At 54.6% G+C, this 23,535-nt stretch carries 25 protein-coding genes and 1 riboswitch; of the genes, 22 read left to right on the top strand and 3 right to left on the bottom strand.

Annotated features, from left to right (window positions below):
* Window positions 1–7 precede the first annotated feature (7 nt).
* The 3 genes from ACXAIA_RS06180 (at window position 8) to ribB (ending at window position 3,256) form a co-directional block, all read left to right on the top strand.
* On the top strand, window positions 8–865 hold the full coding sequence (locus tag ACXAIA_RS06180) for an aminotransferase class IV (protein ID WP_475348568.1): 858 nt from the start codon (window positions 8–10) through the stop codon (window positions 863–865).
* A 54-nt stretch (window positions 866–919) separates the two neighbouring features.
* Window positions 920–2,197 carry an EAL domain-containing protein gene (locus ACXAIA_RS06175; RefSeq protein ID WP_475348567.1) on the top strand — a complete coding sequence of 426 codons (1,278 nt, stop codon included), beginning with the start codon at window positions 920–922 and terminating at the stop codon, window positions 2,195–2,197.
* A gap of 104 nt (window positions 2,198–2,301) precedes the next feature.
* A riboswitch (FMN riboswitch) is annotated at window positions 2,302–2,454 on the top strand.
* Between the two features lie 133 nt (window positions 2,455–2,587).
* Entirely contained in the window at window positions 2,588–3,256 is a 669-nt protein-coding gene (ribB, locus tag ACXAIA_RS06170) for a 3,4-dihydroxy-2-butanone-4-phosphate synthase (RefSeq protein ID WP_475348566.1), read from the top strand.
* Between the two features lie 81 nt (window positions 3,257–3,337).
* Here ribB and xth read toward each other — a convergent pair whose 3' ends face one another.
* A complete protein-coding gene (gene xth, locus ACXAIA_RS06165; protein ID WP_475348565.1) occupies window positions 3,338–4,117 on the bottom strand; it encodes an exodeoxyribonuclease III in 780 nt (259 codons plus the stop codon).
* 89 nt (window positions 4,118–4,206) lie between these two features.
* Window positions 4,207–4,548 carry an iron-sulfur cluster insertion protein ErpA gene (gene erpA / locus ACXAIA_RS06160; protein ID WP_167718369.1) on the bottom strand — a complete coding sequence of 114 codons (342 nt, stop codon included), beginning with the start codon at window positions 4,546–4,548 and terminating at the stop codon, window positions 4,207–4,209.
* Between the two features lie 235 nt (window positions 4,549–4,783).
* On the opposite strand from erpA, the gene argS reads away from it, so the two are divergent.
* The 14 genes from argS (at window position 4,784) to ACXAIA_RS06090 (ending at window position 17,831) form a co-directional block, all read left to right on the top strand.
* Entirely contained in the window at window positions 4,784–6,535 is a 1,752-nt protein-coding gene (argS, locus tag ACXAIA_RS06155) for an arginine--tRNA ligase (RefSeq protein WP_475348564.1), read from the top strand.
* Window positions 6,536–6,538: 3 nt separating this feature from the next.
* Window positions 6,539–7,417: an SPOR domain-containing protein gene (locus ACXAIA_RS06150; RefSeq protein ID WP_475348563.1), complete on the top strand. Its 879-nt coding sequence runs from the start codon at window positions 6,539–6,541 to the stop codon at window positions 7,415–7,417.
* Window positions 7,404–8,474 (top strand): beta-N-acetylhexosaminidase, encoded by a 1,071-nt coding sequence (gene nagZ, locus ACXAIA_RS06145; protein WP_475348562.1) that lies wholly within the window; start codon window positions 7,404–7,406, stop codon window positions 8,472–8,474. Before ACXAIA_RS06150 ends, nagZ begins: the two co-directional genes overlap by 14 nt.
* Window positions 8,471–9,154, top strand: coding sequence for a site-2 protease family protein (locus tag ACXAIA_RS06140; protein ID WP_475348561.1), 684 nt, complete (start codon window positions 8,471–8,473; stop codon window positions 9,152–9,154). Before nagZ ends, ACXAIA_RS06140 begins: the two co-directional genes overlap by 4 nt.
* Before the next feature lie 33 nt (window positions 9,155–9,187).
* Window positions 9,188–10,057, top strand: a complete 870-nt coding sequence (locus tag ACXAIA_RS06135) for a segregation and condensation protein A (protein ID WP_475348560.1) — start codon at window positions 9,188–9,190, stop codon at window positions 10,055–10,057.
* A gap of 17 nt (window positions 10,058–10,074) precedes the next feature.
* Window positions 10,075–10,890, top strand: coding sequence for an SMC-Scp complex subunit ScpB (gene scpB / locus ACXAIA_RS06130; protein ID WP_475348559.1), 816 nt, complete (start codon window positions 10,075–10,077; stop codon window positions 10,888–10,890).
* 105 nt (window positions 10,891–10,995) lie between these two features.
* Window positions 10,996–12,039: an ABC transporter ATP-binding protein gene (locus ACXAIA_RS06125; RefSeq protein ID WP_475348558.1), complete on the top strand. Its 1,044-nt coding sequence runs from the start codon at window positions 10,996–10,998 to the stop codon at window positions 12,037–12,039.
* Between the two features lie 174 nt (window positions 12,040–12,213).
* The gene (gene tatA / locus ACXAIA_RS06120) at window positions 12,214–12,453 is read left to right on the top strand and encodes a twin-arginine translocase TatA/TatE family subunit (protein WP_167718353.1); all 240 of its coding nucleotides are present in this window, start codon (window positions 12,214–12,216) and stop codon (window positions 12,451–12,453) included.
* A 35-nt stretch (window positions 12,454–12,488) separates the two neighbouring features.
* Window positions 12,489–12,887, top strand: a complete 399-nt coding sequence (gene tatB, locus ACXAIA_RS06115; RefSeq protein ID WP_475348557.1) for a Sec-independent protein translocase protein TatB — start codon at window positions 12,489–12,491, stop codon at window positions 12,885–12,887.
* A gap of 2 nt (window positions 12,888–12,889) precedes the next feature.
* Entirely contained in the window at window positions 12,890–13,888 is a 999-nt protein-coding gene (tatC, locus tag ACXAIA_RS06110; RefSeq protein WP_475348813.1) for a twin-arginine translocase subunit TatC, read from the top strand.
* A gap of 100 nt (window positions 13,889–13,988) precedes the next feature.
* Window positions 13,989–15,263: a serine--tRNA ligase gene (gene serS, locus ACXAIA_RS06105; RefSeq protein WP_475348556.1), complete on the top strand. Its 1,275-nt coding sequence runs from the start codon at window positions 13,989–13,991 to the stop codon at window positions 15,261–15,263.
* Between the two features lie 12 nt (window positions 15,264–15,275).
* Window positions 15,276–16,043 (top strand): 5'/3'-nucleotidase SurE, encoded by a 768-nt coding sequence (gene surE / locus ACXAIA_RS06100; RefSeq protein WP_475348555.1) that lies wholly within the window; start codon window positions 15,276–15,278, stop codon window positions 16,041–16,043.
* Window positions 16,040–16,693 carry a protein-L-isoaspartate(D-aspartate) O-methyltransferase gene (locus ACXAIA_RS06095; protein WP_475348554.1) on the top strand — a complete coding sequence of 218 codons (654 nt, stop codon included), beginning with the start codon at window positions 16,040–16,042 and terminating at the stop codon, window positions 16,691–16,693. Before surE ends, ACXAIA_RS06095 begins: the two co-directional genes overlap by 4 nt.
* An 82-nt stretch (window positions 16,694–16,775) precedes the next feature.
* Window positions 16,776–17,831, top strand: a complete 1,056-nt coding sequence (locus ACXAIA_RS06090) for a peptidoglycan DD-metalloendopeptidase family protein (protein WP_475348553.1) — start codon at window positions 16,776–16,778, stop codon at window positions 17,829–17,831.
* 60 nt (window positions 17,832–17,891) lie between these two features.
* On the opposite strand, the gene ACXAIA_RS06085 is transcribed toward ACXAIA_RS06090, so the two are convergent.
* On the bottom strand, window positions 17,892–18,755 hold the full coding sequence (locus ACXAIA_RS06085) for an ATP-binding protein (protein ID WP_475348552.1): 864 nt from the start codon (window positions 18,753–18,755) through the stop codon (window positions 17,892–17,894).
* A 235-nt stretch (window positions 18,756–18,990) separates the two neighbouring features.
* Here ACXAIA_RS06085 and yajC point away from each other — a divergent pair, with 235 nt between their 5' ends.
* The 5 genes from yajC to ACXAIA_RS06060 all read left to right on the top strand — a co-directional run bounded on the left by yajC (window position 18,991) and on the right by ACXAIA_RS06060 (window position 23,523).
* Complete coding sequence (gene yajC / locus ACXAIA_RS06080; protein WP_044829074.1) at window positions 18,991–19,368, top strand: preprotein translocase subunit YajC; 378 nt, start codon at window positions 18,991–18,993, stop codon at window positions 19,366–19,368.
* Window positions 19,369–19,510: 142 nt separating this feature from the next.
* Window positions 19,511–21,076, top strand: a complete 1,566-nt coding sequence (gene secD / locus ACXAIA_RS06075) for a protein translocase subunit SecD (protein ID WP_475348551.1) — start codon at window positions 19,511–19,513, stop codon at window positions 21,074–21,076.
* A gap of 19 nt (window positions 21,077–21,095) precedes the next feature.
* Window positions 21,096–22,025: a protein translocase subunit SecF gene (gene secF, locus ACXAIA_RS06070; protein WP_475346057.1), complete on the top strand. Its 930-nt coding sequence runs from the start codon at window positions 21,096–21,098 to the stop codon at window positions 22,023–22,025.
* Between the two features lie 151 nt (window positions 22,026–22,176).
* Window positions 22,177–23,100 carry a DMT family transporter gene (locus tag ACXAIA_RS06065; RefSeq protein ID WP_475348550.1) on the top strand — a complete coding sequence of 308 codons (924 nt, stop codon included), beginning with the start codon at window positions 22,177–22,179 and terminating at the stop codon, window positions 23,098–23,100.
* Between the two features lie 42 nt (window positions 23,101–23,142).
* Entirely contained in the window at window positions 23,143–23,523 is a 381-nt protein-coding gene (locus tag ACXAIA_RS06060; RefSeq protein WP_475348549.1) for an Mth938-like domain-containing protein, read from the top strand.
* Window positions 23,524–23,535 lie beyond the last annotated feature (12 nt).

The raw sequence follows: 23,535 nt of genomic DNA, 5'->3' as shown, positions 1-23,535 counted from the left end.
TCGGGCTATGCAGGTTTGGATGAATGGCAGTTTTCGCGATCTTGATGAAGCGTCCATTCCGGTAACGGATCGTGGCTTTCTTCTTGGCGATGGCTTTTTTGAAACCATGCGCGCGCATGAAGGCAAGATTGCCTGGATTGATGCCCATATGGGGCGTCTTGACCATCATGCGGAACTGATTGAATTCCCGCTTGATCTTTTGCCTGAGACTGAAGAAGTCGAAAGTGTTGTTGCAAAACTATTTGAGCACATTCACCGCCAGGATGCGGTCGTACGTATGACCGTTTCGCGTGGACCGGGGGAGCGGGGCATTTTGCCCCCAGACGCACCGGATCCCACCATCTTGATCACCGCTGCACCGTTTGAGCCGGTCGATCCCAATATTGGTCTTAACGTCGCGACGTCGGAAAAAGTGCGCCGGAATGCACATTCTGTAGCGGGAAGCATCAAGAGCACCAATTACCTGGATAACATTGCCGCCCGACAGGAAGTGCAGAAATACGGCATGGATGATGCCATCATTCTGTCGGCAGATGGTCATGTGGCGGAAACCAGCGTGGCTAACCTGTTCGGGATTTCCGGTGACAGCCTGTGGACGCCCGACGAAGATACCGGAATTCTGTGCGGTCTTGCCCGTGACTATGTCCTGCAGTGGGCCGAGGAAGCCGAGCTTGAAATCAGCACGGATCCGAAAACACCCGAAGAATTGCGCGAATTTGATGCGGTCTTTACGGCCAACGCCCTTCAGGGGCTACGGGTGATTGACCGCATTGACGGCTATGTCGTCGGGGTGCCGGCGATGACATTCTTCACCAAACTTGCTCTAACGGTGGAGGAGTCACTATGCAATGGTATAGATCTTTAGGTTGAGTTAACCATATTTGTGGCATAGGTTGTGACCAATTCACACAGGAATGCCATGAACGCCCACTCAACCAAGCCCGCGCTGACCATTAACCGGTTTGTCGAAAGCCTGCGCAAACACGCGGCCAACGGCAAATCGCCATCATTGGGTATCCTGAATATCCCGGCCGACCTGCGTCTTGGCACAGAAGACTATCAGGCCATCACGCGCGATGCCTTTCACAACCTGCCAGAGAACACCAAGGTTCAACGCCTTGAAAACGGTATGGTGGCATTTGCGCGGGCCGGAGCGTGGGAGAATGATGACCACACCTTTGTTGAGCATATTCGCGAAATCCTGACCGATGTTATTGATCGTCAGGGACTTGGCCATATTCCCGATAACCTGTGGAACCGCTTTGAGTGGCCTCAGGATCAGGAAAAGCTGGGCGAGTTGCTTGGAATATCGCTAAGCGAGCGCGCGACCACGGCAAGTTCCCACCGTTTCGATATGGCCGAGATGCTCCGCGGTGCGATCACAACCGACGCCGTCTTTGATTCGTGTCGGCGTCAGGCGATTGTTGCGTTTGACGACAGCCGTCGCGAAATCCTTGGTCATGAAATCTATTGTTCACTGGATTACCTGCGCCAGCATCATCTTGCCAGTTTCCTGCTGGAAGGGCCGGGCGAGATCGAAATTCTGTCGCGTGTGCTTGATGAAAAGATCATGGAGGTCACGGCTTCCATCGCGCCTGAGATTCTGCCGGATAAACTGCATCTGAATATGCAAATTCAGACCGTGCATACCGACAAATTCACCGATTTCATCGCCGAGCATGACGGAAAGCTGATCGAGAATATGGCGATCGAGTTTTCCATGGAGGACGCGATCGCGAATTGGTGGGAATTCGAAGATGCCTGCGCGTTCCTGCATTCCCTTGGCATTCAGGTCGGACTGGATCGGATCACGTTGCCGGCACTCGAATTCTTGTCGCCGCGCAAGATGAATGTCGATTTCATCAAGGTGATCTGGGACCACAATATTGTCGGTTCCCGTCGTGCCGAGGTCGCGGAAAGACTGCGCGAATTTGCTGCGCTGTTTGCCGATCAAAGCCTGATCCTGACGCGCTGTGACAGCCGGACCGCACTTCGCATGGGGCGCAGTCTGGGCGTCGATGTCTTTGAGGGCAGCTATATTGACGCCATGCTTGGCAGCTATTTGCATGGGGAATGCAAATCAAAGCGCCGTTCTTCGGATAAAAGATGTGCTGTGTGCCAATGGGCACCACGTGAGGCGCGCAAGAGTGGCTGTGAGTTCCACTTCCGGGCAGGCAAAGTCCTTTCGGAAATTTAAACCACAAATTTTCAATGGTTTTAAGGTGTTTGACAACGCAGATGCGCTTTCTTAAAGTGCGGCTGTCGATCAATTGTGATCGGCGTTTGTCGTTGAAACACGGCGCTTATTCTCAGGGCAGGGTGCAAATCCCGACCGGCGGTAATCCAGTTTTCTGGGAAGCCCGCGAGCGCCCACAGGTCGCAAGACTTTTGGGGTCAGCAGATCCGGTGAGATTCCGGAGCCGACGGTAACAGTCCGGATGGGAGAGGATAAAGCGTGACGGTAAGAGCAGGAACGCCTTGGCGTGACTGATTTACCGTCTGACTGCGACCGCGATGTGGCATCTTGTCGCAAAGCGGGCCTTTCTTTGTTGCCCTGGTTCGTAAGCCCCATCCGTAGAGGACGGTTATGAATCAGAGTATTGAAAAACAATCCGATCTTTCGATCTTTGGCGATCCGCGTGCGCGTATGGAACGTGCGCTTGATGATCTGCGTGAAGGCAAAGGCGTTCTGGTTGTTGATGACGAAGATCGCGAAAACGAAGGCGATCTGATCTTTTCCGCAGAAAATCTGACCAATGAACAGATGGCAATGTTGATCCGCGATTGCAGTGGCATTGTCTGCTTGTGTCTGACCGATGAAAAGGCCACGGAACTTGAACTGCCGCCCATGGTTGCGGACAACACGTCAAGCATGGGAACCGGCTTTACCGTCACCATCGAAGCCAAGGTTGGCGTGACAACCGGTGTGTCTGCCGCAGATCGCGTGACCACAGTCAAAACAGCGATTGCCGATGACACCAAACCAAGCGATCTGGCGCGTCCGGGCCATGTGTTCCCACTGCGCGCCCGTCCGGGGGGCGTTCTGGAGCGTCGCGGCCATACCGAAGGCACAGTGGACCTGATGCGTCTGGCAGGGTTCAAGCCCGCAGGTGTGCTGTGTGAAGTCACTAATCCGGATGGCACCATGGCGCGCCTGCCTGAGCTGATCGACTATGCCAACAGTCACGAGATGGTCGTGATCAGCATCGAGGATATCGTCGCCTATCGCAGCGCGATGCAGCAGGCAGCCGAATAACGCTTTGGCAATTGCCAAAACGAAAAGGGGCCGCATCCTGATCAGGTGCGGCCCCTTTGCTATGTCAGTTATGACAACCGGTCAATCGTCGATCATGCACCAGACCGGGGTGTGATCAGATGCCTTTTCCTTGCCGCGCGGTTCGCGGTCGATGTCCGATGCACTTAGGCGGTCGGCTGCTGCTGGCGTCAAAAGAAGGTGGTCGATGCGAAGGCCATTATCCTTGTTCCAGGCACCCGCACGATAATCCCACCAGCTATATTGATGGCCTTTGGGGTTGAAGGTCCGGAAGGCATCGGTAAAGCCCATATTCATCATGGTGCGCAGACGTTTGCGTTCAACTGTCGTGCACAGCACCGTTTCGTGCAGTTTTGCCGGGTCATAAACATCCATGTCATCCGGCGCGATGTTATAATCGCCACCCATGACCGCAGCCTCACCGCTGGCGCGGATCTTCTCAAACCGGGTGATCAGGCGATCGAGGAAGTTCAGTTTGTAATCGAACTTCTCATCCCCGACGGCGGTTCCCATCGGCACATAGATCGATGCAACCCGGACGGGGTGGTTGGAGCTGATCGTTGCTTCGATATAGCGTGCCTGTTCATCGTCGTCATTGCCCGGCAGGCCGCGCTCAACATCTTCGATCGGGAACTTGGAAAGGATCGCGACCCCGTTATAGGTTTTCTGACCATGGACCGCGATGTTGTAGCCAAGGTCTTCGATCTCCATCGCCGGGAACGCGTCATCGACCGTTTTGGTCTCCTGCAACAGGACCACGTCGGGTTTGCCTTCCTGCAACCATTCAAGAATGTTGGGCAGGCGGGCCTTGATCGAGTTGACATTCCAGGTGGCGATTTTCATTCGGGCCTCGGTTTTATGGGTGTCTGGTCAAACAAAACGGGGTTCGTCAGTAACGAACCCCGTTTTATAAATCGGTTTGTCGATCCGGATCAAATCGAGAAACTTGATCCGCAACCACATGAAGAGGTGGCATTCGGATTGTTTACACGAAACGCCGAACCAACCATTTCACGCACGAAATCGATCTCTGCACCGCCCAGAAGGTCGAGCGATACTTCATCGATCACCATTTTCGCGCCGTGGTTTTCAAAGATACGGTCTTCGTCCGTGGTGTCAGAATCCAGCGAGAACTCATACTGGAAGCCGCTGCAACCGCCGCCAGAGACTTGCAGGCGCAGCATCGTGTTCGCAGCACCTTCGCTTGCGATCAGTTCCTGAATGCGTTTCGCAGCACTCTCAGTCATTTGAACTTGCCGAGCAGAATCGGTCATTCAACACTCCTTGATCTTCAACCTGCCGGAGGCAGGTGCATTTGCGATCCTTGACGACATGATAGCATGGTCTGAACGCTGTATTTAAGTCACTATTTAGCGTGCATGGCTGAAATGTCAAAACCTGTAATCAGTCTAAATACGGGTGACTTGCGTTTTGAGGTGAAATGGCTCAAAACAGGCGCCAGTCAATTGGCCGGTCCGGTCAGAACCAGAAATTAAAAAGTTCCAAGTCATGAATGTTTTCAGCCTGTTGAAAAGCGATATCGAGAACGAGCTTCTCGCCCTTGAAAAAGACGGTGTTCTTCCTGCCGGAAGCGACACGTCGCGTGTGACGGTCGAGCCGCCGCGTGATCCGTCTCATGGGGATGCCGCAACCAACGCTGCAATGCTGCTTTCAAAGGCTGCTGGCATGAAGCCGCGCGATCTGGCTGAGAAGCTTGCGGAAAAGCTTCGTGGTCTTGATCACATTGAAACGGTCGAGATTGCCGGTCCGGGCTTCATCAATCTGCGTATGGCCGATCAGTTCTGGCTGTCCCAGGTCACCAAGGTCCTTGAAGTCGGCACGGCCTATGGCAATAGCGACCTTGGCAAGGGTGAAAAGATCAACGTTGAATATGTATCGGCCAATCCGACTGGCCCGATGCATGTCGGTCATTGCCGTGGTGCGGTTGTGGGTGACGTTCTGGCCAACCTTCTGGGCAAGGCCGGCTATGACGTGACCAAGGAATATTACACCAATGATGCCGGCGCGCAGGTTGATGTATTGGCGCGCTCGCTGCATATGCGCTATCGCGAAGCGCTTGGTGAAGATATCGGTGACATCCCGCAGGGCCTGTATCCGGGGGATTATCTGGTCGCGCCGGGCAAGAAAATGGCCGAACGTGATGGCGACAAGTGGCAGAATGCCCCCGAAGAAGAATGGCTTGAAGAATTCCGCGGCTTTGCCATCGTTGAAATGATGGCGCTGATCAAGGAAGACCTGCGTCTCCTGGGCGTCGCACACGATGTGTTTACGTCTGAGGATGGTCTGGTCAAGGCCGGCAAGGTCCAGTCGGCGTTTGAACATCTTGAGAAAAAGGGCGACATCTATGTCGGCGTGCTGGAACCGCCAAAGGGCAAAAAGCCCGATGATTGGGAACCGCGCCCGCAGACTTTGTTCCGCGCGACCGAATTTGGCGATGACGTTGATCGTCCGCTAAAGAAATCGGATGGCAGCTGGACCTATTTTGCATCCGACATCGCCTATCACTTTGACAAGTATGAGCGCGGTTTCAACCTGATGATTGATATCTTCGGGGCCGATCATGGCGGGTATGTCAAACGCATGAAAGCCGCGACCAAGGCGATCACGCATGGCGAGGGTGACCTTGATATCAAGCTTTGCCAGCTTGTCAGCCTGTTTGATAATGGCGAGCCGGTAAAAATGTCCAAACGTGCAGGGACCTTTGTGACCCTGCGTGACGTGGTGGAGCGCGTTGGCAAGGACGTCGTGCGTTTCATCATGCTGACGCGCAAAAACGACGCGGCACTTGAGTTTGATTTCGCGAAGGTGACCGAACAGTCCAAGGATAACCCGGTCTTCTACGTGCAGTACGCCCACGCACGCGTCAATTCGGTCTTCCGTCAGGCAGCGGAAGCGTTCCCGGGGCAGGACCTTTCCGAGAAGACGCTCGCCGAGGCCGATCTTGCATTGCTGAGCACGGAAGAAGAAAAACTCCTGGTGCGTCGCATGGCGGAATGGCCGCGTATCGTCGAGCAGGCGGCAACCGCGCACGAACCGCATCGCATTGCCTTTTTCCTGACAGAAATTGCCGCAGAATTCCATGCATTGTGGAACAAGGGACGTGACAACACCGCGCTGCGCTTCATCGTTGCCGATGATCTGCTGGCGACTCTGGCACGTCTTGCGATGATCCGTGCTGTTGCAACGGTCATTGCATCCGGTCTTGAGGTGCTGGGCGTCACGCCTGTCGAGGAGATGTAAGATATGAGCGAAGAACACGGTTCCAACCTTCATGCAGAGCGTGCTGATCACTATGGATCAGAAAAGCCCGCCGACAAGAGCATGATCAAAGGGCTGGCCACCGTTGTTCTTGGGCTTGTGGTTGTCGGCGGCGCGCTGGGCGGGGCAGGCTACTGGTTTTATAATCAGGGTCAGCCGATCCAGGATGACGGAAATTTGCCGATCCTGCTGCCCGATCCGTCACCGATCAAAATCCGGCCGGAAGATCCCGGCGGGATGGAAGTTCCGCACCGTGAGACCACCGTTTACGATCAGCTGAGCGATGTTGATCCGGATGCCGATGTGGTCTTGCAGGAACTGCCGGACATGCCACGCGCACCGGAAGTTCTGCCGACCCCAAAGGCAGCAGAAAATAATCAAACCGCGGAGATGACGGAAGAGCCCGCCACTCAGGAAAGCGTTGAACCGGAACAAGCAACCGATGCGACTGATGAGCCGGTCGTTGAAGCGCCGGAAATCGACGAACCTGATCTGACCGACGCCGAGAAAGCGGTTGCGGCTGCCGAAAACCGCGCCAATGAAACCTCGGCCCCCGAAACCGTGGACGCCGCCAAAGAAGAACCGGCACCTGTGGCGCAAGAAGCCGCGCCGTCGGGCGCCTTTCGTGTCCAGTTAGCCTCAGTGCGCGAAGAAGCCGGTGCAGCTTCGGAATGGAAGCGGTTATCTTCGAAAAACAAAGACTTGCTTGGCAATCTTAAGATGTTTGTGCAACGTATTGAAATCGAAGGCAAAGGTGTCTTCTATCGGCTGCAGGCCGGTCCGCTTGGCAATGCCGCGGCGGCCGAAAAGCTTTGTGCAGATTTGAAAGAACGCAGTGTGGGGTGCCTCATTGTCCGGCCTTGATGTCAAAAAGCCACGTGCCTGTATCCTCGGGATCGCAGGAACGGAGCTCAGCAATTGGGAAAAGGGTTTCCTGCGCGAAGCCGATCCGTTCGGATTCATCCTGTTTGCGCGCAACATCGAAAACCGCAGTCAGGTCCGTGCTCTGACCAACGCGTTACGGGAAACCGTTGGCAATACCAACGTTCCGATTCTGGTCGATCAGGAAGGCGGACGCGTCATGCGCTTAAAACCGCCGCACTGGCGCCATATCGCGCCGGCGGGTGCATTTGGCGATCTGTTTGATCGTAGTCCGGATGATGCCCGTGAAGCGGCCTATACCAGCGCACGCCTGATGGCGATGGACCTGCGCGAAGCAGGGTTTAATACGACCTGTGCGCCGGTTCTTGATCTGCGCCTGCCGGGCATGAGTGACGTGATCGGGGACCGGTCATATGGCGCGGATGTCGGTAGGGTCGTGATGCTGGCCAGTGCGGTTGCCGCAGGTCTTCTCGATGGTGGTATTGCGCCGATCATCAAACATATCCCCGGGCATGGACGGGCAACTGTTGACAGCCACAAGGATCTGCCAATCGTGACTGTATCGCGTGATACGCTGTCCGAGTTCGATTTCGCGCCGTTTTCGCACATGAAAGATGTGTTGGCCGCGATGTCGGCACACCTGCTGTTTACCGCGATCGACGATCAGCGTCCGGGCACGATTTCACCCACAGTTATCGAAGACGTTATTCGCGGCGAGATCTGCTTTGAGAACCTTCTGATCAGTGATGATCTTTCGATGGAGGCCCTTGGCGGTTCAATCGCCAGCCGCACACATGAATGCCTGCGTGCCGGATGTGACATCGCGCTTCATTGCAATGGCAAGCGCACCGAAATGGAAGAGGTGGTCTCTATGGCACCGCTTCTGACCGGCAACTCCTTGCAACGTGCCCAGACATTTACCAACCAGATTGCGACCTTTAAGGCAGATGTGCCCGACAACTCTCAGGTTGGCGACTGGCAAGCGCGTCTTGCCGATCTTCTGGCACCAGTCTGGTCGGCAGGAGATGATCAGAAGTGAATGACGTGATTGATCTGGTTATCTCGGCATCGACCTGGATTATTCCGGTCCTGCTGGCCGTAACCCTGCACGAAGCCGCCCATGGTTTTGCCGCCAAGCTGTTTGGTGATGATACGGCCCAGCGTATGGGCCGACTTAGCCTGAACCCGATCCGGCATATCGATCCGGTCGGAACTGTTCTGATCCCGGCATTGCTTCTGATTACCGCGGCACCGTTTCTGTTTGGCTATGCCAAGCCGATTCCGGTGGCATTTCATCGACTGCATCCGCAACGCCTGGGTGTCATTGGCGTTGCAATTGCGGGGCCGGCGACAAACGTGGCACTCGCCATTGGATCGATCCTGCTTCTGGTCTGGTTGCCGAGCTTCTCACCGGCGGTGAATGACTGGCTTGCGACCATGCTTAACCAATCGCTTTGGCTGAACTGTATCCTTGCGGTGTTTAACATGTTGCCGATCCCGCCGCTTGATGGTGGACGGGTTCTGACAGCGATTTCACCGATGCCGATTGCACGGGTCTTGGCGCGTATGGAAAAAACCGGCATGATCATCTTGATCGGTTTGGTCTTTTTGCTGCCCTATGTGACAGCGCAGCTTGATATAGATCTGCCGGTATTCCAGTGGTTGGTGCTTGAACCGGCCAATGCACTGGTAAGGCTTCTGGCAGATATCTTTGCCTGAACGCCGACGCATGCGGGGGATAGTCGGGGATAAATGGCAGACCAGTTCGAATTCGAAATTCCAGATGATGTCTTTGACAAGAAACCGGTCGATGAAGGGCCGAGCCTTGCCGAACGGCTGATTCTTGATCTGGACGGGTTCGAAGGACCGCTTGATGTCCTGCTGGAACTGGCACGCGATCAGAAGGTCGACATCATCAAGATATCGATTCTTGATCTTGCTGAACAATATCTTGAATTCATCAATACCGCGCAGGGTTTGCGCCTTGAACTGGCAGCTGACTATCTGGTGATGGCCGCGTGGCTGGCTTACCTTAAATCACGCTTGCTACTGCCCAAGCAGGAAAGCGACGAAGAAGAACTCAGTGCCGAAGAAATGGCAGAGCTTCTTGCCTTCCAGCTGAAACGTCTTGAGGCAATGAAAGCCGCCGGTGACAAACTTCTCGAGCGACCGAATCTCGGGCGTGATTTCTTTGGGCGCGGCGATCCGGAAGAAGTGCGGGTGACGACGGCGTCAGTTTATGACGCGTCGCTTTATGATCTTCTGAAGGCTTATGCGCGGATCATGCTGACATCGGAAAGCAAAACGCTTGAGATCGAGGCGTTTGATCTTTACGCGATGGATGATGCCATCCAGCGTTTACGTGACCTGTTTGGTCGCCGTGTGGTCCCAACATGGACCAAACTGCTTGAATTCATGCCGCGCGGGCTTGGAACACCGCTTAAGGCGCGTTCTGCATTGGCTGCGCACTTTGTTGCCAGTCTTGAAATGTGCCGTGACGGCGAGTTGGAAATTTCACAAGAAGAAACATTCGGACCGATTTTGCTGCGATCACCGCAGACGTTGCGCGATGGGGGTATGCCGCGTGATTATGACTATGACGCAGATCCGGTTCAGGAATAGGTGGGCAGGGGCATTTAATGAGCGAAGAATCGCAGCTTGAAGTTGAAGGCGTCGAATCCAGTCCGGAGATCGATTTTCAACATATCCGCATCATAGAGGCTGTATTGTTTGCCTCCGCCGAGCCGGTTAGTGAACGGGTAATCGCCGCGCGCCTGCCAGAAGGAACTGACGTCAACGCCATCATGAATGCGATTGCCGACACGTATGAGCCGCGCGGTGTAAACCTGAAGCAGGTTGGCGACAAGTGGGCATTCCGAACCGCAGTCGATCTGGCCGGCGACCTGCATATCGAGGTCGAAAAGGCCAAAAAGCTGACGCGTGCGACACTGGAAACCCTGGCCATCATTGCCTATCACGAGCCGGTCACCCGATCCGAGATCGAGGAAATCCGTGGTGTTGCATTGTCAAAAGGCACGCTGGATATCCTGCTTGAATCCAAATGGATCCGGCCGCGCGGGCGTAAACGGGTTCCGGGGCGTCCGGTTCTTTGGGCGACAACGGACAATTTCCTGGATCATTTTGGCCTTGAAAGCCGCGATGATTTGCCGGGTCTTGCCGATCTTAAGGCGGCCGGGTTGCTTGATAGCCGTCCGGGCATGGGCCGTTACGGGGCGAATTCCGATGACGAAGCCCTGCCGGATCTGGTTGATGATGGCGAAGTTACCGATTCTGTCGTCGAAGAAGCGCTGACCACACGCAATCTTGATGATCTGGATGAGACGATTTATTCGGACAATCCAAATCTGCTTGATGCGGACGAACAGAAGCCGGGCAGGGCTACTGAAAACGACGAGATCGACGTTGGCGACGCACACGACCCCGAAACCAATTGATCCATCTTCTTGCATCGGGCAAGCAGGGACCTTAAGTTTCACGAAAGATTTCGCAAATCATTTGCACCTTTGTGTGTTCGATCCCTGTTGTAAGAAGAGTACCTGATGACCGACGGCCTGAAGATGTCGCATGTATCGCACCTGTTCGGTGAAAACCGTGTGTTGCGCGATATCAGCTTCGATGTAGCACCCGGCGAACTGGTGTGTCTTTTGGGCCCGTCCGGATGTGGCAAAACCACTGCACTTCGACTGGCGGCGGGGCTCGAAAAGCTTCAGATCGGTGAAATTGCCGTCGATAATCAGATCGTTGCCGAGCCTGGTGGCTATGTAGAGCCGGAAAAACGCGGTGTTGGCATGGTGTTTCAGGACTATGCCCTGTTCCCGCACCTGAACGTGGCGAAAAACATTGGCTTTGGCCTGCGTCATTTCAGTGAAGCGGATCGGACAAACGCAATTGCAGCCGCGCTTGATCAGGTCGGGATGTCGGAATATCTCAATGCCTATCCGCATGAGCTTTCCGGTGGGCAGCAGCAACGCATCGCTCTTGCGCGTGCCTTGGCGCCCAAACCGCGGATCATGTTGCTTGATGAACCGTTTTCGGGCCTTGACGTTGCACGGCGTGCCGATCTGCGGGACACCACATTGCATGTTCTCAAGGATGCCGGGATCGCGACCGTGATGGTGACCCACGATCCGCAGGAAGCCATGTATATGGCAGACCGGATCATCATCATGAATGAAGGGCAGATCATGCAGGATGGTACGCCCGAAACGCTGTATTTCCGTCCGGAAAACCGTTTCGTTGCGTCATTCTTTGGTGAAGTGAACCGGTTTGCCGGTACAGTTTCAGATGGCAAGGTGAAAACGCCGTTTGGTGCCGTCGAAAGTGCCGAGATTGACGATGGCACTGACGTTGAAGTGCTGATTCGCCCTGAAGGACTGCATATCGGTGAGGCGGTCAACGGTCATGATGTCTTGGCCCATGTCGATGCTGTACGTGTTCTTGGTGAAGTCAACCTGGTTCACTTGACACTTGAGGCCGGGGACCACATTCATGCGCGGGTCCCACGGCGTTTTTCTCCGATTAATCAGCCATCTGTCGCTATAACGCTTGATCCCGAGATGACCTTCGTGTTTCCTATGTCCTGAGGCGTTGTCGCGAGCGGGATTTTAACCCGGTTTGACAGACTAAAAGACGCAAGTGTAACAGGCATTTTGTAGTGCACGGCTATTAACCAACCGTCGCATTGCACAGTGGGGGGCTTTCTGCCATTATCCGGGCACGTCGCCGGAAGGCAGAATGGATCTTTGGAGATTGAAGTTATGGGTATTGGCGTTTGGCAAATCGTTCTGATTCTTGCGATTGTCCTGATCATCTTTGGCGCAGGCAAACTGCCGAAAGTCATGGGTGACATGGGCAAAGGGATCAAGAGCTTCAAAGCGGGCATCAATGAAAAAGAAGAACAGGATGCAGGCGCTTCGGCCAAGACCATCGAAAACACGACCTCTGCATCGGTTTCTTCCGAGAGCAAAGACAATGAAAAGGATTCTGTGAAATCCTGATCGTCTGTCGGATTTCCTTCAGATAGGCGTGTCATATGTTTGATATCGGCTGGACCGAATTGGCTATGGTGGCCGTCGTCGCACTGTTTGTCGTCGGCCCCAAAGAGCTACCGCATTTGCTTTATAAATTGGCGGGTTACTGGAAAAAAGTGCGCGGAATGGCGCGCGAATTCCAAAGCGGAATTGATGACATCATCCGTGAGGCGGAGCTTGATGATCTGCGCAAGCAGGTCAACAGTTCGCACAGCAATCCGACCGATTTCCTCGAGAATAAAATCTCAAGCCCCAAAAGCGACGAAACGAAGACCGAGTCAAAACCGGCTGCAGACAAACCCGCCCCCAAGGCGGATAGCCCTGCAAAACCGGCGGAGAAGACGGCTGATAAGTCCGCAGATGAGAGCAAGACAAAAGATCAGCCGGAGAGCCAGGCGTGAACATGCAATCGCATGACAGACCGATGCCCATCATGGAGCATCTGATCGAGCTGAGAAACCGTCTGACCTGGGCGGTTCTTGCGCTTTTTATTACATTTGGTGTTTGCTACTACTTCGTCGAGGATATCTACGGGTTCCTCGTGCGACCGCTTGCCGACATCATGGGGCCGGATCGCCGCATGATCTATACCGCCCTGACCGAGGTGTTCTTCACCTATGTCAAGGTGTCGTTCTTTGCGGCCTGCTTTGTGTCTGCACCGGTCTTTCTTGGCCAGTTCTGGGCCTTTGTTGCACCGGGGCTCTATAAGAATGAACGTTCGGCCTTCATGCCGTTCCTGTTTGCGACCCCGGTTCTTTTCCTTATGGGCGGTGCGCTGGTCTACTACCTGATCATGCCGCTGGCCTGGAAATTCTTCCTGAGCTTCGAACAGGCGGGTGGGGCAGCCAATCTTGCAATCCAGCTTGAAGCCAAAGTCGGTGAATATCTTTCACTGGTGATGAAGCTTATTTTTGCCTTTGGGCTTTGCTTCCAGCTGCCGGTTCTCCTGACCCTGATGGCGCGTGCAGGTATTGTTACCGCCGATGGTCTGGCACGACGTCGTAAATACGCGATCGTCATTGCGTTTGGCTTTGCGGCTGTTCTGACTCCGCCGGATCTTATTTCGCAGGTGGGTCTGGGGATCCCGATCATCATTCTGTATGAAATCTCGATCATCATGGCGCGGGTTTCCGAGCGCAAGCGTGCCAAGGCAAATGCCGAGGACGACGAAGACGAGGATGATGAGGCGGAGACTGATGACGACGCGGGAGCACAGGCTGCCACCGGAACAACGGTCGCAACCTCTGAGGACAGCGTTGATGCCCAGGCAGAAGCCGCTGCGTCCTATGATGATGGTCAGTCATCCTTGACCCGATCTTCCGATGATGACGGCGATGCGCCGAAATTGTCCGGACCGTCGAACAATGATGATGGCGAGGATGATTTCAACAACGCCCGTTGATTGAAAACGCTCGCCGAAACCGTCCGATTTGACGGGGTGGACCTTGGGTCCACCCCATCGTATAAAGCCACAAATAGATAGACTGACAGGGTGCTGTTCGATGCACGACATTAAATGGATTCGGGACAATCCCGAGGCTTTTGACGCAGCAATGACTGCGCGCAAACAGGACGTTACCGCACAGCGTCTGATCGATATCGACGTTGAGCGCCGCAAACTGATGACCGAACATCAGGAAATGCTCGCCCGCCGCAAGACGATCTCCGGTGAAATCGGCAAGTTGCGCAAAAACGGCGAGAATGCCGACGACCTGATGGCCGAAATGGGCTCGCTCAAGGACAAGATCAAGGAAGCCGAAGACGGTCAGGCATCGCTCAATGATCAGCTTGATCTTTTGCTGTCTTCCTTCCCGAACATCCTTGATCCGGAAGTGCCGGTTGGCGAAGACGAGGATGACAATGTCGAAGTCAATCGTTGGGGAACGCCCGGCGAGTTTGATTTCAAGCCGCTCGAACATTTCGAGATCGGTGAGAAACTTGGCCTTATGGATTTTGAAACCGCAGCCAAGCTGTCAGGCTCGCGCTTTGTTATTTTGCGGGGTGGTCTGGCCAAGCTTGAACGCGCGCTGTCGCAGTTCATGATTGACCTGCACACGACCGAACATGGGTACGAAGAAACCATTACGCCGATGCTCGTGCGTGATAATGCGGTCTTTGGCACCGGTCAGTTGCCGAAATTCGCCGAAGACCTGTTTAAAACCACCAATGATTACTGGTTGATCCCGACATCTGAGGTCACGCTCACCAACCAGGTGGCCGATGAAATCGTTGATCAGGCGACGCTACCATTGCGTTACACCGCGCTGACCCAGTGCTTCCGCTCAGAAGCCGGCTCAGCCGGGCGTGATACCCGGGGCATGATCCGCCAGCACCAGTTCTCGAAGGTCGAAATGGTTTCGGTGGTCGAGGCCGAAAAGTCTGACGAGGAACTGAGCCGCAAGACCCGTTGCGCGGAAACGGTTCTGGAGCGCCTTGGCTTGCCGTATCGCACAGTCATCCTGTGCACGGGTGATATCGGGTTCTCGGCAACGAAAACCTATGACATCGAAGTCTGGCTGCCGGGGCAGGGCAAATATCGCGAGATTTCGTCTTGCTCGAACACGCGTGACTTCCAGGCACGCCGCATGAATGCACGTTATCGTGCGACCGGCGAGAAAAAGACTCAGTTTGTCCATACCCTGAACGGATCGGGCCTTGCGGTTGGTCGTTGCCTGATTGCGGTGATGGAAAACTATCAGCAGGCTGATGGTTCGATCCGCATTCCGGATGCGCTCAAACCCTATATGGGCGGTCTTGAGGTCATCTCGGCGCGCTAGGACGATACAGACATGCTTGATCTCACCAACGCACGAATCCTGATCAGTAATGATGATGGCATTGACGCGCCAGGGATCAAGCTGCTCGAACAGCTCGCGCGCGAGTTTTCCGATGATGTCTGGGTGATCGCACCGTCGATGGAGCAAAGCGGGGCAGGGCATTCCCTTACCCTGCGCCGCCCGCTACGCATTCACAAACGTGACGAACGGCATTTCGCCGTTGATGGCACCCCAACCGACTGCATCCTGCTTGGTTTGCAGCAGGTGATGCGTGATAGCCCGCCTGATATCGTTTTGTCCGGGATAAACCGGGGCGGTAACCTTGGCGAGGATGTGACCTATTCCGGAACCGTCGCAGCCGCGATGGAGGCAACGCTTCTGAATGTGCCGGCTGTCGCGTTCTCGCAATATTTTGCCAGCGATATGATCGACTGGACGATTGCCGAGAAATACCTCAAGGACGTCTTGGCGACCTTGGTGACGACGACCTGGCCCAAGGGAGTCCTGATCAACGTCAACTTCCCTGATTATGAAGCCAATGGCGGGGCAGAAGTCAAAATTGCCAAGCAAGGCCAACGCAAGATCGGTGATCACATTGCAGAGCGCCTTGATCCGCGTGGGGAGCCTTATTACTGGATTGACGCCATTCAGTCCGATCTGCCAGAAGATCCAACGTCGGATCTGCGTGTGATTGAACAGGGCAATATTTCTGTGACCCCGATCAGTCTTGATTTCACCCATTATGAAACGTTTGAAAAACTGACGAAGGCATTTCCGTGAACGAGCCGGTGATTACGCGTGAAACCGCCATAGGCAATCTGCTGCAGACGCTTCGTGATGATGGCATTCACGATGAAGAAGTGCTGTCGGCACTGGCCGATATTCCACGTGAATCCTTTGTCGCTGAACCGTTCGTGACCCGTGCCTGGGAAAATGTCGCCTTGCCGATCAGCAAGGGGCAAACGATTTCGCAGCCCTATATCGTCGCATTGATGACCCAGGCGCTTGAACTTAATGACCGCATGAAGGTTCTTGAGGTCGGCACGGGCTCTGGCTATCAGGCGGCCATTCTGGCCAAGCTTGCACGCCGTGTTTACACGCTTGAGCGCCACAAGCCGCTGTTGCGCGAAGCCGAAGACAAGTTTCGCGAGCTTGGGCTTCACACCATTTCCACCCTCTATGCCGATGGCGGGCTTGGCTGGAAAGCACAGGCGCCGTTTGATCGCATTATCGTAACCGCGGCGGCGCAAGACGTGCCGCCCGTTCTTGTTGATCAACTGGCTGTTGGCGGCATTATGGTTGTGCCGGTGGGCGAGGTGTCCCATACGCAGCTTTTGCTCCGTGTGATGCGCACGCCCACTGGTGTTGACGTTACCGAACTGATGCCGGTTCGCTTTGTGCCGATGCTGCCCGGTACTGAAGAATTCTGATCTCTCCTGAGCTTAAAAATTCCGTCGCAAAACGCCGCCATGCTTACTGATTGTTAACCGCTGATCGGAGACAATCAAAAACATGATGGAAAATTGTGTCAAACGCGCTGTTTATCACGGAAAACGCCTGCTGCTTGTCTGTGCGGCAAGTGCGGCGCTTGGCGGCTGTTTGCTCAATTCCGTTCCGGTGCCGGTGGTCTATGGCGACGGGGCAAGTTATAGCCCCTATAGCATGCCAAAGCTCAAGAACGGCGAACGTGTGATTACGGTTGCACCGGGTGACACGGTTTCCGAGCTTGCTGTGCGCTATCACATGGACTTCATCCAGTTCACGGCCCGCAATGACCTTCGCAAACCTTATGTGATTTACCCGGGGCAGCGCCTTGTGCTACCGCCCTGGACGCCAAATTACGACAGCATGCCGCCGGACACGGCCGTTGCATCCAAATCCACGACCCGGACGAAAACCGTCACGATTGGCGGCAAACGTACGGTGGTCAGTGTGCCCGAGAAAGCCACGAACAAACCCGTTCGGACATCGCGCCCGACCACCACCGTTGCACGGGTTTCGCCGCGTAATGGCGGCAGCATCCCGACACCGGGCATCAAGCCACAAGACTTTGCAGCGGCAGCCGAGCGCAAGATGGCATCCGCGCGCAGTTGGGTGTCTGATAGCAGATCTACGCCTGTCGCCGGCCAAGGTAGCAATGTTCGTCAGAATGTCGCGTTGGCTGAACCATCCGCACGAAAAGGCTTCATCTGGCCTGTTCAGGGCAAGGTCGTCTTGAAATACGGGGCAGGGTCAGGTGGGCTGTTTAATGATGGCATCAATATTCAGGCCAACCGCGGCACACCCATTGTTGCGGCCGAAAATGGCGTTGTGACCTATGTCGGCAATGAGTTGCGCGGGTTTGGTAACCTCATCCTGATCAAGCATGCCGATAACTTCGTGACGGCCTATGCGCATACCGAAAACCCGCTGGTGGCACGCGGTGATGTCGTCACGCGCGGTCAAAAGATCTCGACCGTTGGCACGACCGGTGCGGTGACCTTCCCGCAGCTTCACTTTGAAGTCCGGCAAGGGCGGAAATCCGCAGATCCGACCAAATACCTGCCAAGTGTGATGGTGTCGCGATAACGAAAACACCCGGACCAACGGCCCGGGTGCATTTTTCGTCTTTTCTCACGCTTGCGTTGGTTAGTCGATCGACTTGCCGAGTTCGCCAGCCACTTCCTGAATAAACTGCCAGGCAACACGACCAGACCGGCTGCCACGCGTGACCGTCCATTCCTTGGCACGTGCATGCAGTTCTTCGGAGGGGATATCGAGTTTGAATTCCTTGGCATAGCCATCGATGATCTCGAAATAGACGTCTTGCGAGATATTATGGAAACCAAGCCACAGACCGAACCGGTCCGAAAGCGATACTTTTTCCTCAACGGCTTCGGAGGGATTGATCGCCGTTGAACGTTCATTTTCAATCATGTCACGCGCCATCAGATGACGACGGTTTGACGTCGCATAGAAGATCACGTTTTTCGGACGTCCTTCGATACCGCCATCAAGCACAGCCTTGAGCGACTTGTAGCTTTCATCATGCATGTCAAAGGACAGGTCATCGCAGAACAGAACCGTCCGGCGGCCGCTTTCCTGCAGGATATGCAAAAGATCGGGCAGGGTCGGGATATCTTCACGGTGGATCTCAACCAATGCCAACGACGCCGGGCTTTCGGCGTTGATCTTGGCATGCATCGCTTTGACGATGGAGCTTTTACCAGTCCCGCGTGCACCCCAAAGCAATGCGTTGTTCGCCGGCAGGCCATCGGCAAAGCGTTTGGTATTGTTATAAAGGATTTCTTTTTGCTGCCCGATGCCCTGAAGCAAGCTGATATCAACCCGGTTCACATTGCGGATCGGCTGCAAATAGCTCGTCTGCGCCTTCCAGACAAAGGCGTCGGCAGCGCTCAGGTCATTCTCAGACCGCGCTGGGGGTGCCATGCGTTCCAATGCAGTGGCAATACGTTCCAGGGTGGGCAAAACTTTGTCGAAATCGCTACTCATGGGGGCCTCTTGGGTGTTTCTTATTTCGGTGGCGTTTTTTTGTTGGCCGGAAAGCTAGCACATCAGCAAGCCAATGGAAGTGTTTGTTGTCTGGACTTTCGTGCAACGCAAGGTGAACAAAAGCACACAAGTGCTGATTTTACCGCTTTAAAACCGGTTCTCCCTTGCTTTGGCGCAACACCCCGTTATATTCCGGCAGTTGATATTTTTTGTCCTGAGGAATTAGGAGTTCCTAATGTTTATTTCGACGGCTTACGCTCAGGCCGCTGGTGGTGCAGATGGTGCGGGTGCGCTCATGCAGTTTGCGCCGCTGATCCTGATTTTTGTTGTTTTCTATTTCCTGCTTATTCGTCCTCAGCAGAAAAAGCAGAAAGAACATAAAGCAATGCTCGAAGCGATCCGTCGCGGCGACAAGATTGTCACCGCTGGTGGCCTGATCGGTACCGTTGCCAAGGTTGTTGGTGATGACGAACTGTCGGTCGAGATCGCGGACGGCGTCAAAGTCAAAGTAGCGCGCGGCATGGTTTCCACGGTTCTTTCGAAAACCGAACCGGCCAAAAGCGACGCGAAAGAAGACAAAGAAGAAAAAGAAGAAGAGACCAAGAAAGACTGATCTCTTCGTATCAAGCAAGGCGGGGCACATGGCTCCGCCTTCTTGCATTTTGCCGGTGGCCTGAAGCGGTACCAAATACCCGTTGTTCCAAGAACCTTGGAACCAGACCAAGGTTGACCCAGACAGATCCGGTCACAAAAACATGCTTTATTTTACCAAATGGAAAGCAGCACTGGTCCTTCTGGTGTGTGCATTGGGCGTCATCTATGCGGCGCCGAACTTCCTGCCGTCGGGCACGTTCCCGACTGAATCCAGTTATCTGCCGGGCAAGCAGATCAATCTTGGCCTTGACCTGCGTGGCGGCTCTCACATGTTGCTTGAAGTCGACACCGACACTGTCCTGCGCGAACGTTATGACGCGCTTGCCGATGCGATCCGTACCGAACTCCGCCAGGAACAGATCCGCAACCGCCCGCGTGAAGCGACGGCCAATGGTGCCGAGATCACCATTCTGCGCCCCGAAGACGTGGAAAAGGCCCGCGAGATTGCGCGCACGGCTGAACCCAACACCGACCTTGGCGGCGAGGGCAACAACATCGTTGTGACCTATAACGAGGTTGCCTATCGCGAACTGATCGACCGCGCGATTGCCCAGTCCCTTGAAGTTGTTCGTCGTCGTGTTGATGAACTGGGCACAACCGAGCCATCCATTCAGCGTCAGGGCGAAAACCGCATCGTTGTTCAGGTGCCGGGTCTTGATGATCCGTCGCGTCTGCGCGCCATCCTTGGCCGTACGGCAAAGATGAACTTCCATCTTGTGAATAACGAAAAAACGGCTGCAGATGCGCGTGCGACCGGCCTTCCGCCGGGAACCATGATTTTGCCGTCAGCAGACGAAGGCGATGGCATTCGTGAATATCTGATTGATCGCCGTATTGTTGTGTCGGGCGACAACCTTGTTGATTCCCAGCCGACCTTTAGTGACGGGCGTCCGGTTGTGTCGTTCCGCTTTGATGCGGCCGGTGGTGCGCGCTTTGGCGATATCACCAGCAAGAATTCCGGACGTGGCCTTGCCATCGTTCTGGATGGCGAAGTGATTTCGGCACCGCGCATCAATGAACCGATCCTGGGTGGCAACGGTATCATTACCGGCCAGTTCAGCGTTCAGGAAGCCAATGATCTGTCGCTTCTTCTGCGCGCAGGTGCCTTGCCGGCCCCGATGCAGATCCTTGAAGAACGCTCGGTTGGTCCTGGGCTTGGTCAGGATTCGGTCGAGGCGGGCGAATTTGCTGCCGTTCTTGGCCTTGTATTCGTCATTGCCTTCATGATCATCAGTTACGGTCGGTTCGGCGTCTATGCGGACATCGCACTGATGATGAACCTGATCCTGGTTCTGGCGGTGATGTCAGTCCTTCAGGCGACGCTGACCCTTCCGGGTATCGCGGGGATCGTTTTGACGGTCGGTATGGCAGTTGATGCCAACGTGCTGATTTTCGAGCGCATCCGTGAAGAACGGCGCAACGGCAGAACGATCATCAATGCGATTGATGCCGGTTACCGAAGCGCCATGTCGACCATTCTTGATGCCAACATCACGACCCTGATCGCAGCCCTTGTGCTGTTCAGCTTCGGTTCCGGCCCGATCAAGGGCTTTGCCGTGACACTGGCGATCGGGATTATCACATCGATGTTCTCGGCGATCTGGCTGACCCGTTTGCTGATTGCAACCTGGGTCAAGCGCCGTCGTCCGACCGAGCTGGTACTTTAAGGAAGGGAACAGGGAAGATATGAAACCTTTACATCTTATCCCGGATGACGTGAACGTCCCGTTCCTTAAATTCCGGAAGATTTTCTATATCGTGTCTTTGGTAATGGTGCTGGCATCTGTTGGCATGTTCTTTACCAAGGGACTTAACTTCGGCATCGATTTCCGGGGTGGTATTCTGGTCGAAATCAAGACCGATGGCCCGGCGGATATCAATGCACTGCGTGATAATCTTGGCAGTCTTGGCCTTGGCGATGTTTCCATTCAGGAATTCGGCGAGCCAGATGACGTTCTGATCCAGTTGCAGCGTCAGGACGGCGAAGAAGAAGCCCAGATGGCAGCCCTTGCTGCCGTGACCGAGGCACTTGGTGAAGACGTAACCATCCGCCGTAGTGAACTTGTCGGGCCGAAAGTCGGGAGCGAGCTCAAGGAGGCCGGTTTCTATTCGGTCGTGATCTCGCTGTTCCTGATCATGGTCTATATCTGGGTGCGGTTCGAATGGCAGTTTGCTGTCGCCTCTGTTGCCGCGTTGCTCCATGACGTGCTGATCACCATTGGCTTCTTTGTCATTACCGGCGTTCAGTTCGATCTGGCCACATTGGCCGCCGTTTTGACGGTCGCGGGTTATTCGATCAACGACACGGTGGTTGTCTTTGACCGTATCCGCGAATATCTGCGCAAGTTCCGCAAGATGGAAATTCCGGATCTGCTGGATCTGTCGATCAACTCGACACTGGCGCGTACGACCATGACGTCATTGACCACATTGCTGGCTTTGATTGCCTTGTTCGTGTTTGGTGGGGAAGCCATCCGAGGTTTCACCATGGCATTGATTTTCGGCATCGTGATCGGGACCTATTCCTCGATCTGTGTGGCTTCGCCGCTTCTGGTGGTTCTGCGCCTCAAACGCAAAATCCCCGAAGCCGAAGAAGGCCAGGAAGCCAACGCCTGATCATTCGGGTAGAAGTTATAGACATTTACACTATGGCCGGGTTTGTGAGACAACAAACCCGGCCATTTCTTTTGGGGGAGCTGATCGTTTGCGGTCTTCGCTTCCGTCCATGGGGAGCCGAAAAAAGTCCATTAAAAACTGACGGCAACCGATGACAGCCCATATAGCTTCTACTCCCGAACACCGCGCCAATCTGATCGGCAGCATCTGGATGATGGCCGCGATGGTGGCGTTTTCTTTTGAGGATGCGTTTGTCAAGGCCGCCTCAGAGACCCATGCCGTGGGTCAGGTCTTGGTTGTGTTAGGTGTCGGAGGGGCGCTGCTGTTTGCAGTTGTTGCCCGGATTCAGAAGAAGCGTCTGCTTAATCCCGACGTGCTGTCGCGTGCGATGAGCATTCGGATCGTGTTCGAAATTATCGGACGTTTGTTTTATGTCCTCGCACTGGCGCTAACGCCGCTTTCATCGACGACCGCAATTCTTCAGGCGACACCGATCATTGTTGTTTTAGGGGCCGCGCTTCTGTTTGGCGAAAAAGTCGGTTGGCGCAGATGGGCCGCAATCATAATCGGATTGATCGGCGTTCTGATTATTTTGCGCCCGACTGCGGACAGTTTTTCTGCGTTATCGTTGCTCGCCGTGATTGGGACAATTGGCTTTGCCGGGCGCGATCTCGCCAGTCGTGCTGCGCCTGTGTCCCTCAGTACGGCTATCCTGGGTTTCTACGGCTTTGTGACCATAATTCTGGCCGGTGTCGTGTTTTCAATTTGGGATGGCAAAGCATTCACCTGGATGAGTACGCAAAGCTCTTTGTATTTCGTTGGCGCCATCCTGATGGGGGCGTTTGCTTACGCAGCTTTGATGAAGGCGATGCGCACTGGTGATGTTTCCGCAGTTACGCCATTTAGGTACACCCGCTTGTTGTTTGGTATTGCATTGGGTGTGATCCTGTTTGGCGAGAAGCCAGACATGTTAATGATGATCGGATGCGGTATTGTCGTTTTATCCGGGTTGTTCATTTTGTGGCGTCGAAAAATTACCGAAGAGCATCTCGACACACCGCAAAATTCGGACTAAGTCCGAACCAACTTTATCGAACGATGGCGAAATGGGGCCAATATGTCTCTTGAAGTAAGTACCTTGGTTGCCGAGGGCAGTAAACTGGTCACCAGTTATGGTGACGGTGTGTTCCGGTTTGGCGAAGAGACAGTAACGGGGTCGATCTTGCTGTTTCCCGAAGCTGTCTATTCGTGGAACGTAAGGAAGTCTGAGGACGTTACGCCAGACTCCTTTACGCGCGTGATCGAAAACGCAGACGATATCGAAATCCTGTTGCTTGGCATGGGATCTCGGCTGACGCAGGTTCCGATGGCCTGGCGGCAGGCTCTTAAACCACATGGCATTGTGATTGAGCCGATGGATACCGGTGCGGCCTGCCGCACCTATAACGTTCTGGTGGCCGAGGCACGCCGCGTCGCTGCAGCAATGATTGCGGTTTAATCCGGCCCAACT

This window comes from Thalassospira sp. ABL2_045, from assembly GCF_056161285.1.
This window is presented reverse-complemented; position numbering and strand designations above follow the sequence as displayed.

Coding starts and splice junctions, on each gene's coding strand:
- ACXAIA_RS06180 (WP_475348568.1), top strand. CDS start 8: ATGCAGGTTTGGATGAATGGCAGTTTTCGCGATCTTGATGAAGCGTCC.
- erpA (WP_167718369.1), bottom strand. CDS start 4,548: ATGACCGATTCTGCTCGGCAAGTTCAAATGACTGAGAGTGCTGCGAAA.
- tatA (WP_167718353.1), top strand. CDS start 12,214: ATGGGTATTGGCGTTTGGCAAATCGTTCTGATTCTTGCGATTGTCCTG.
- secF (WP_475346057.1), top strand. CDS start 21,096: ATGAAACCTTTACATCTTATCCCGGATGACGTGAACGTCCCGTTCCTT.
- ACXAIA_RS06090 (WP_475348553.1), top strand. CDS start 16,776: ATGATGGAAAATTGTGTCAAACGCGCTGTTTATCACGGAAAACGCCTG.
- argS (WP_475348564.1), top strand. CDS start 4,784: ATGAATGTTTTCAGCCTGTTGAAAAGCGATATCGAGAACGAGCTTCTC.
- ACXAIA_RS06125 (WP_475348558.1), top strand. CDS start 10,996: ATGACCGACGGCCTGAAGATGTCGCATGTATCGCACCTGTTCGGTGAA.
- ACXAIA_RS06150 (WP_475348563.1), top strand. CDS start 6,539: ATGAGCGAAGAACACGGTTCCAACCTTCATGCAGAGCGTGCTGATCAC.
- secD (WP_475348551.1), top strand. CDS start 19,511: ATGCTTTATTTTACCAAATGGAAAGCAGCACTGGTCCTTCTGGTGTGT.
- ACXAIA_RS06175 (WP_475348567.1), top strand. CDS start 920: ATGAACGCCCACTCAACCAAGCCCGCGCTGACCATTAACCGGTTTGTC.
- ACXAIA_RS06085 (WP_475348552.1), bottom strand. CDS start 18,755: ATGAGTAGCGATTTCGACAAAGTTTTGCCCACCCTGGAACGTATTGCC.
- ACXAIA_RS06060 (WP_475348549.1), top strand. CDS start 23,143: ATGTCTCTTGAAGTAAGTACCTTGGTTGCCGAGGGCAGTAAACTGGTC.
- xth (WP_475348565.1), bottom strand. CDS start 4,117: ATGAAAATCGCCACCTGGAATGTCAACTCGATCAAGGCCCGCCTGCCC.
- scpB (WP_475348559.1), top strand. CDS start 10,075: ATGAGCGAAGAATCGCAGCTTGAAGTTGAAGGCGTCGAATCCAGTCCG.
- serS (WP_475348556.1), top strand. CDS start 13,989: ATGCACGACATTAAATGGATTCGGGACAATCCCGAGGCTTTTGACGCA.
- surE (WP_475348555.1), top strand. CDS start 15,276: ATGCTTGATCTCACCAACGCACGAATCCTGATCAGTAATGATGATGGC.
- ribB (WP_475348566.1), top strand. CDS start 2,588: ATGAATCAGAGTATTGAAAAACAATCCGATCTTTCGATCTTTGGCGAT.
- tatC (WP_475348813.1), top strand. CDS start 12,890: ATGCAATCGCATGACAGACCGATGCCCATCATGGAGCATCTGATCGAG.
- tatB (WP_475348557.1), top strand. CDS start 12,489: ATGTTTGATATCGGCTGGACCGAATTGGCTATGGTGGCCGTCGTCGCA.
- yajC (WP_044829074.1), top strand. CDS start 18,991: ATGTTTATTTCGACGGCTTACGCTCAGGCCGCTGGTGGTGCAGATGGT.
- ACXAIA_RS06135 (WP_475348560.1), top strand. CDS start 9,188: ATGGCAGACCAGTTCGAATTCGAAATTCCAGATGATGTCTTTGACAAG.
- ACXAIA_RS06065 (WP_475348550.1), top strand. CDS start 22,177: ATGACAGCCCATATAGCTTCTACTCCCGAACACCGCGCCAATCTGATC.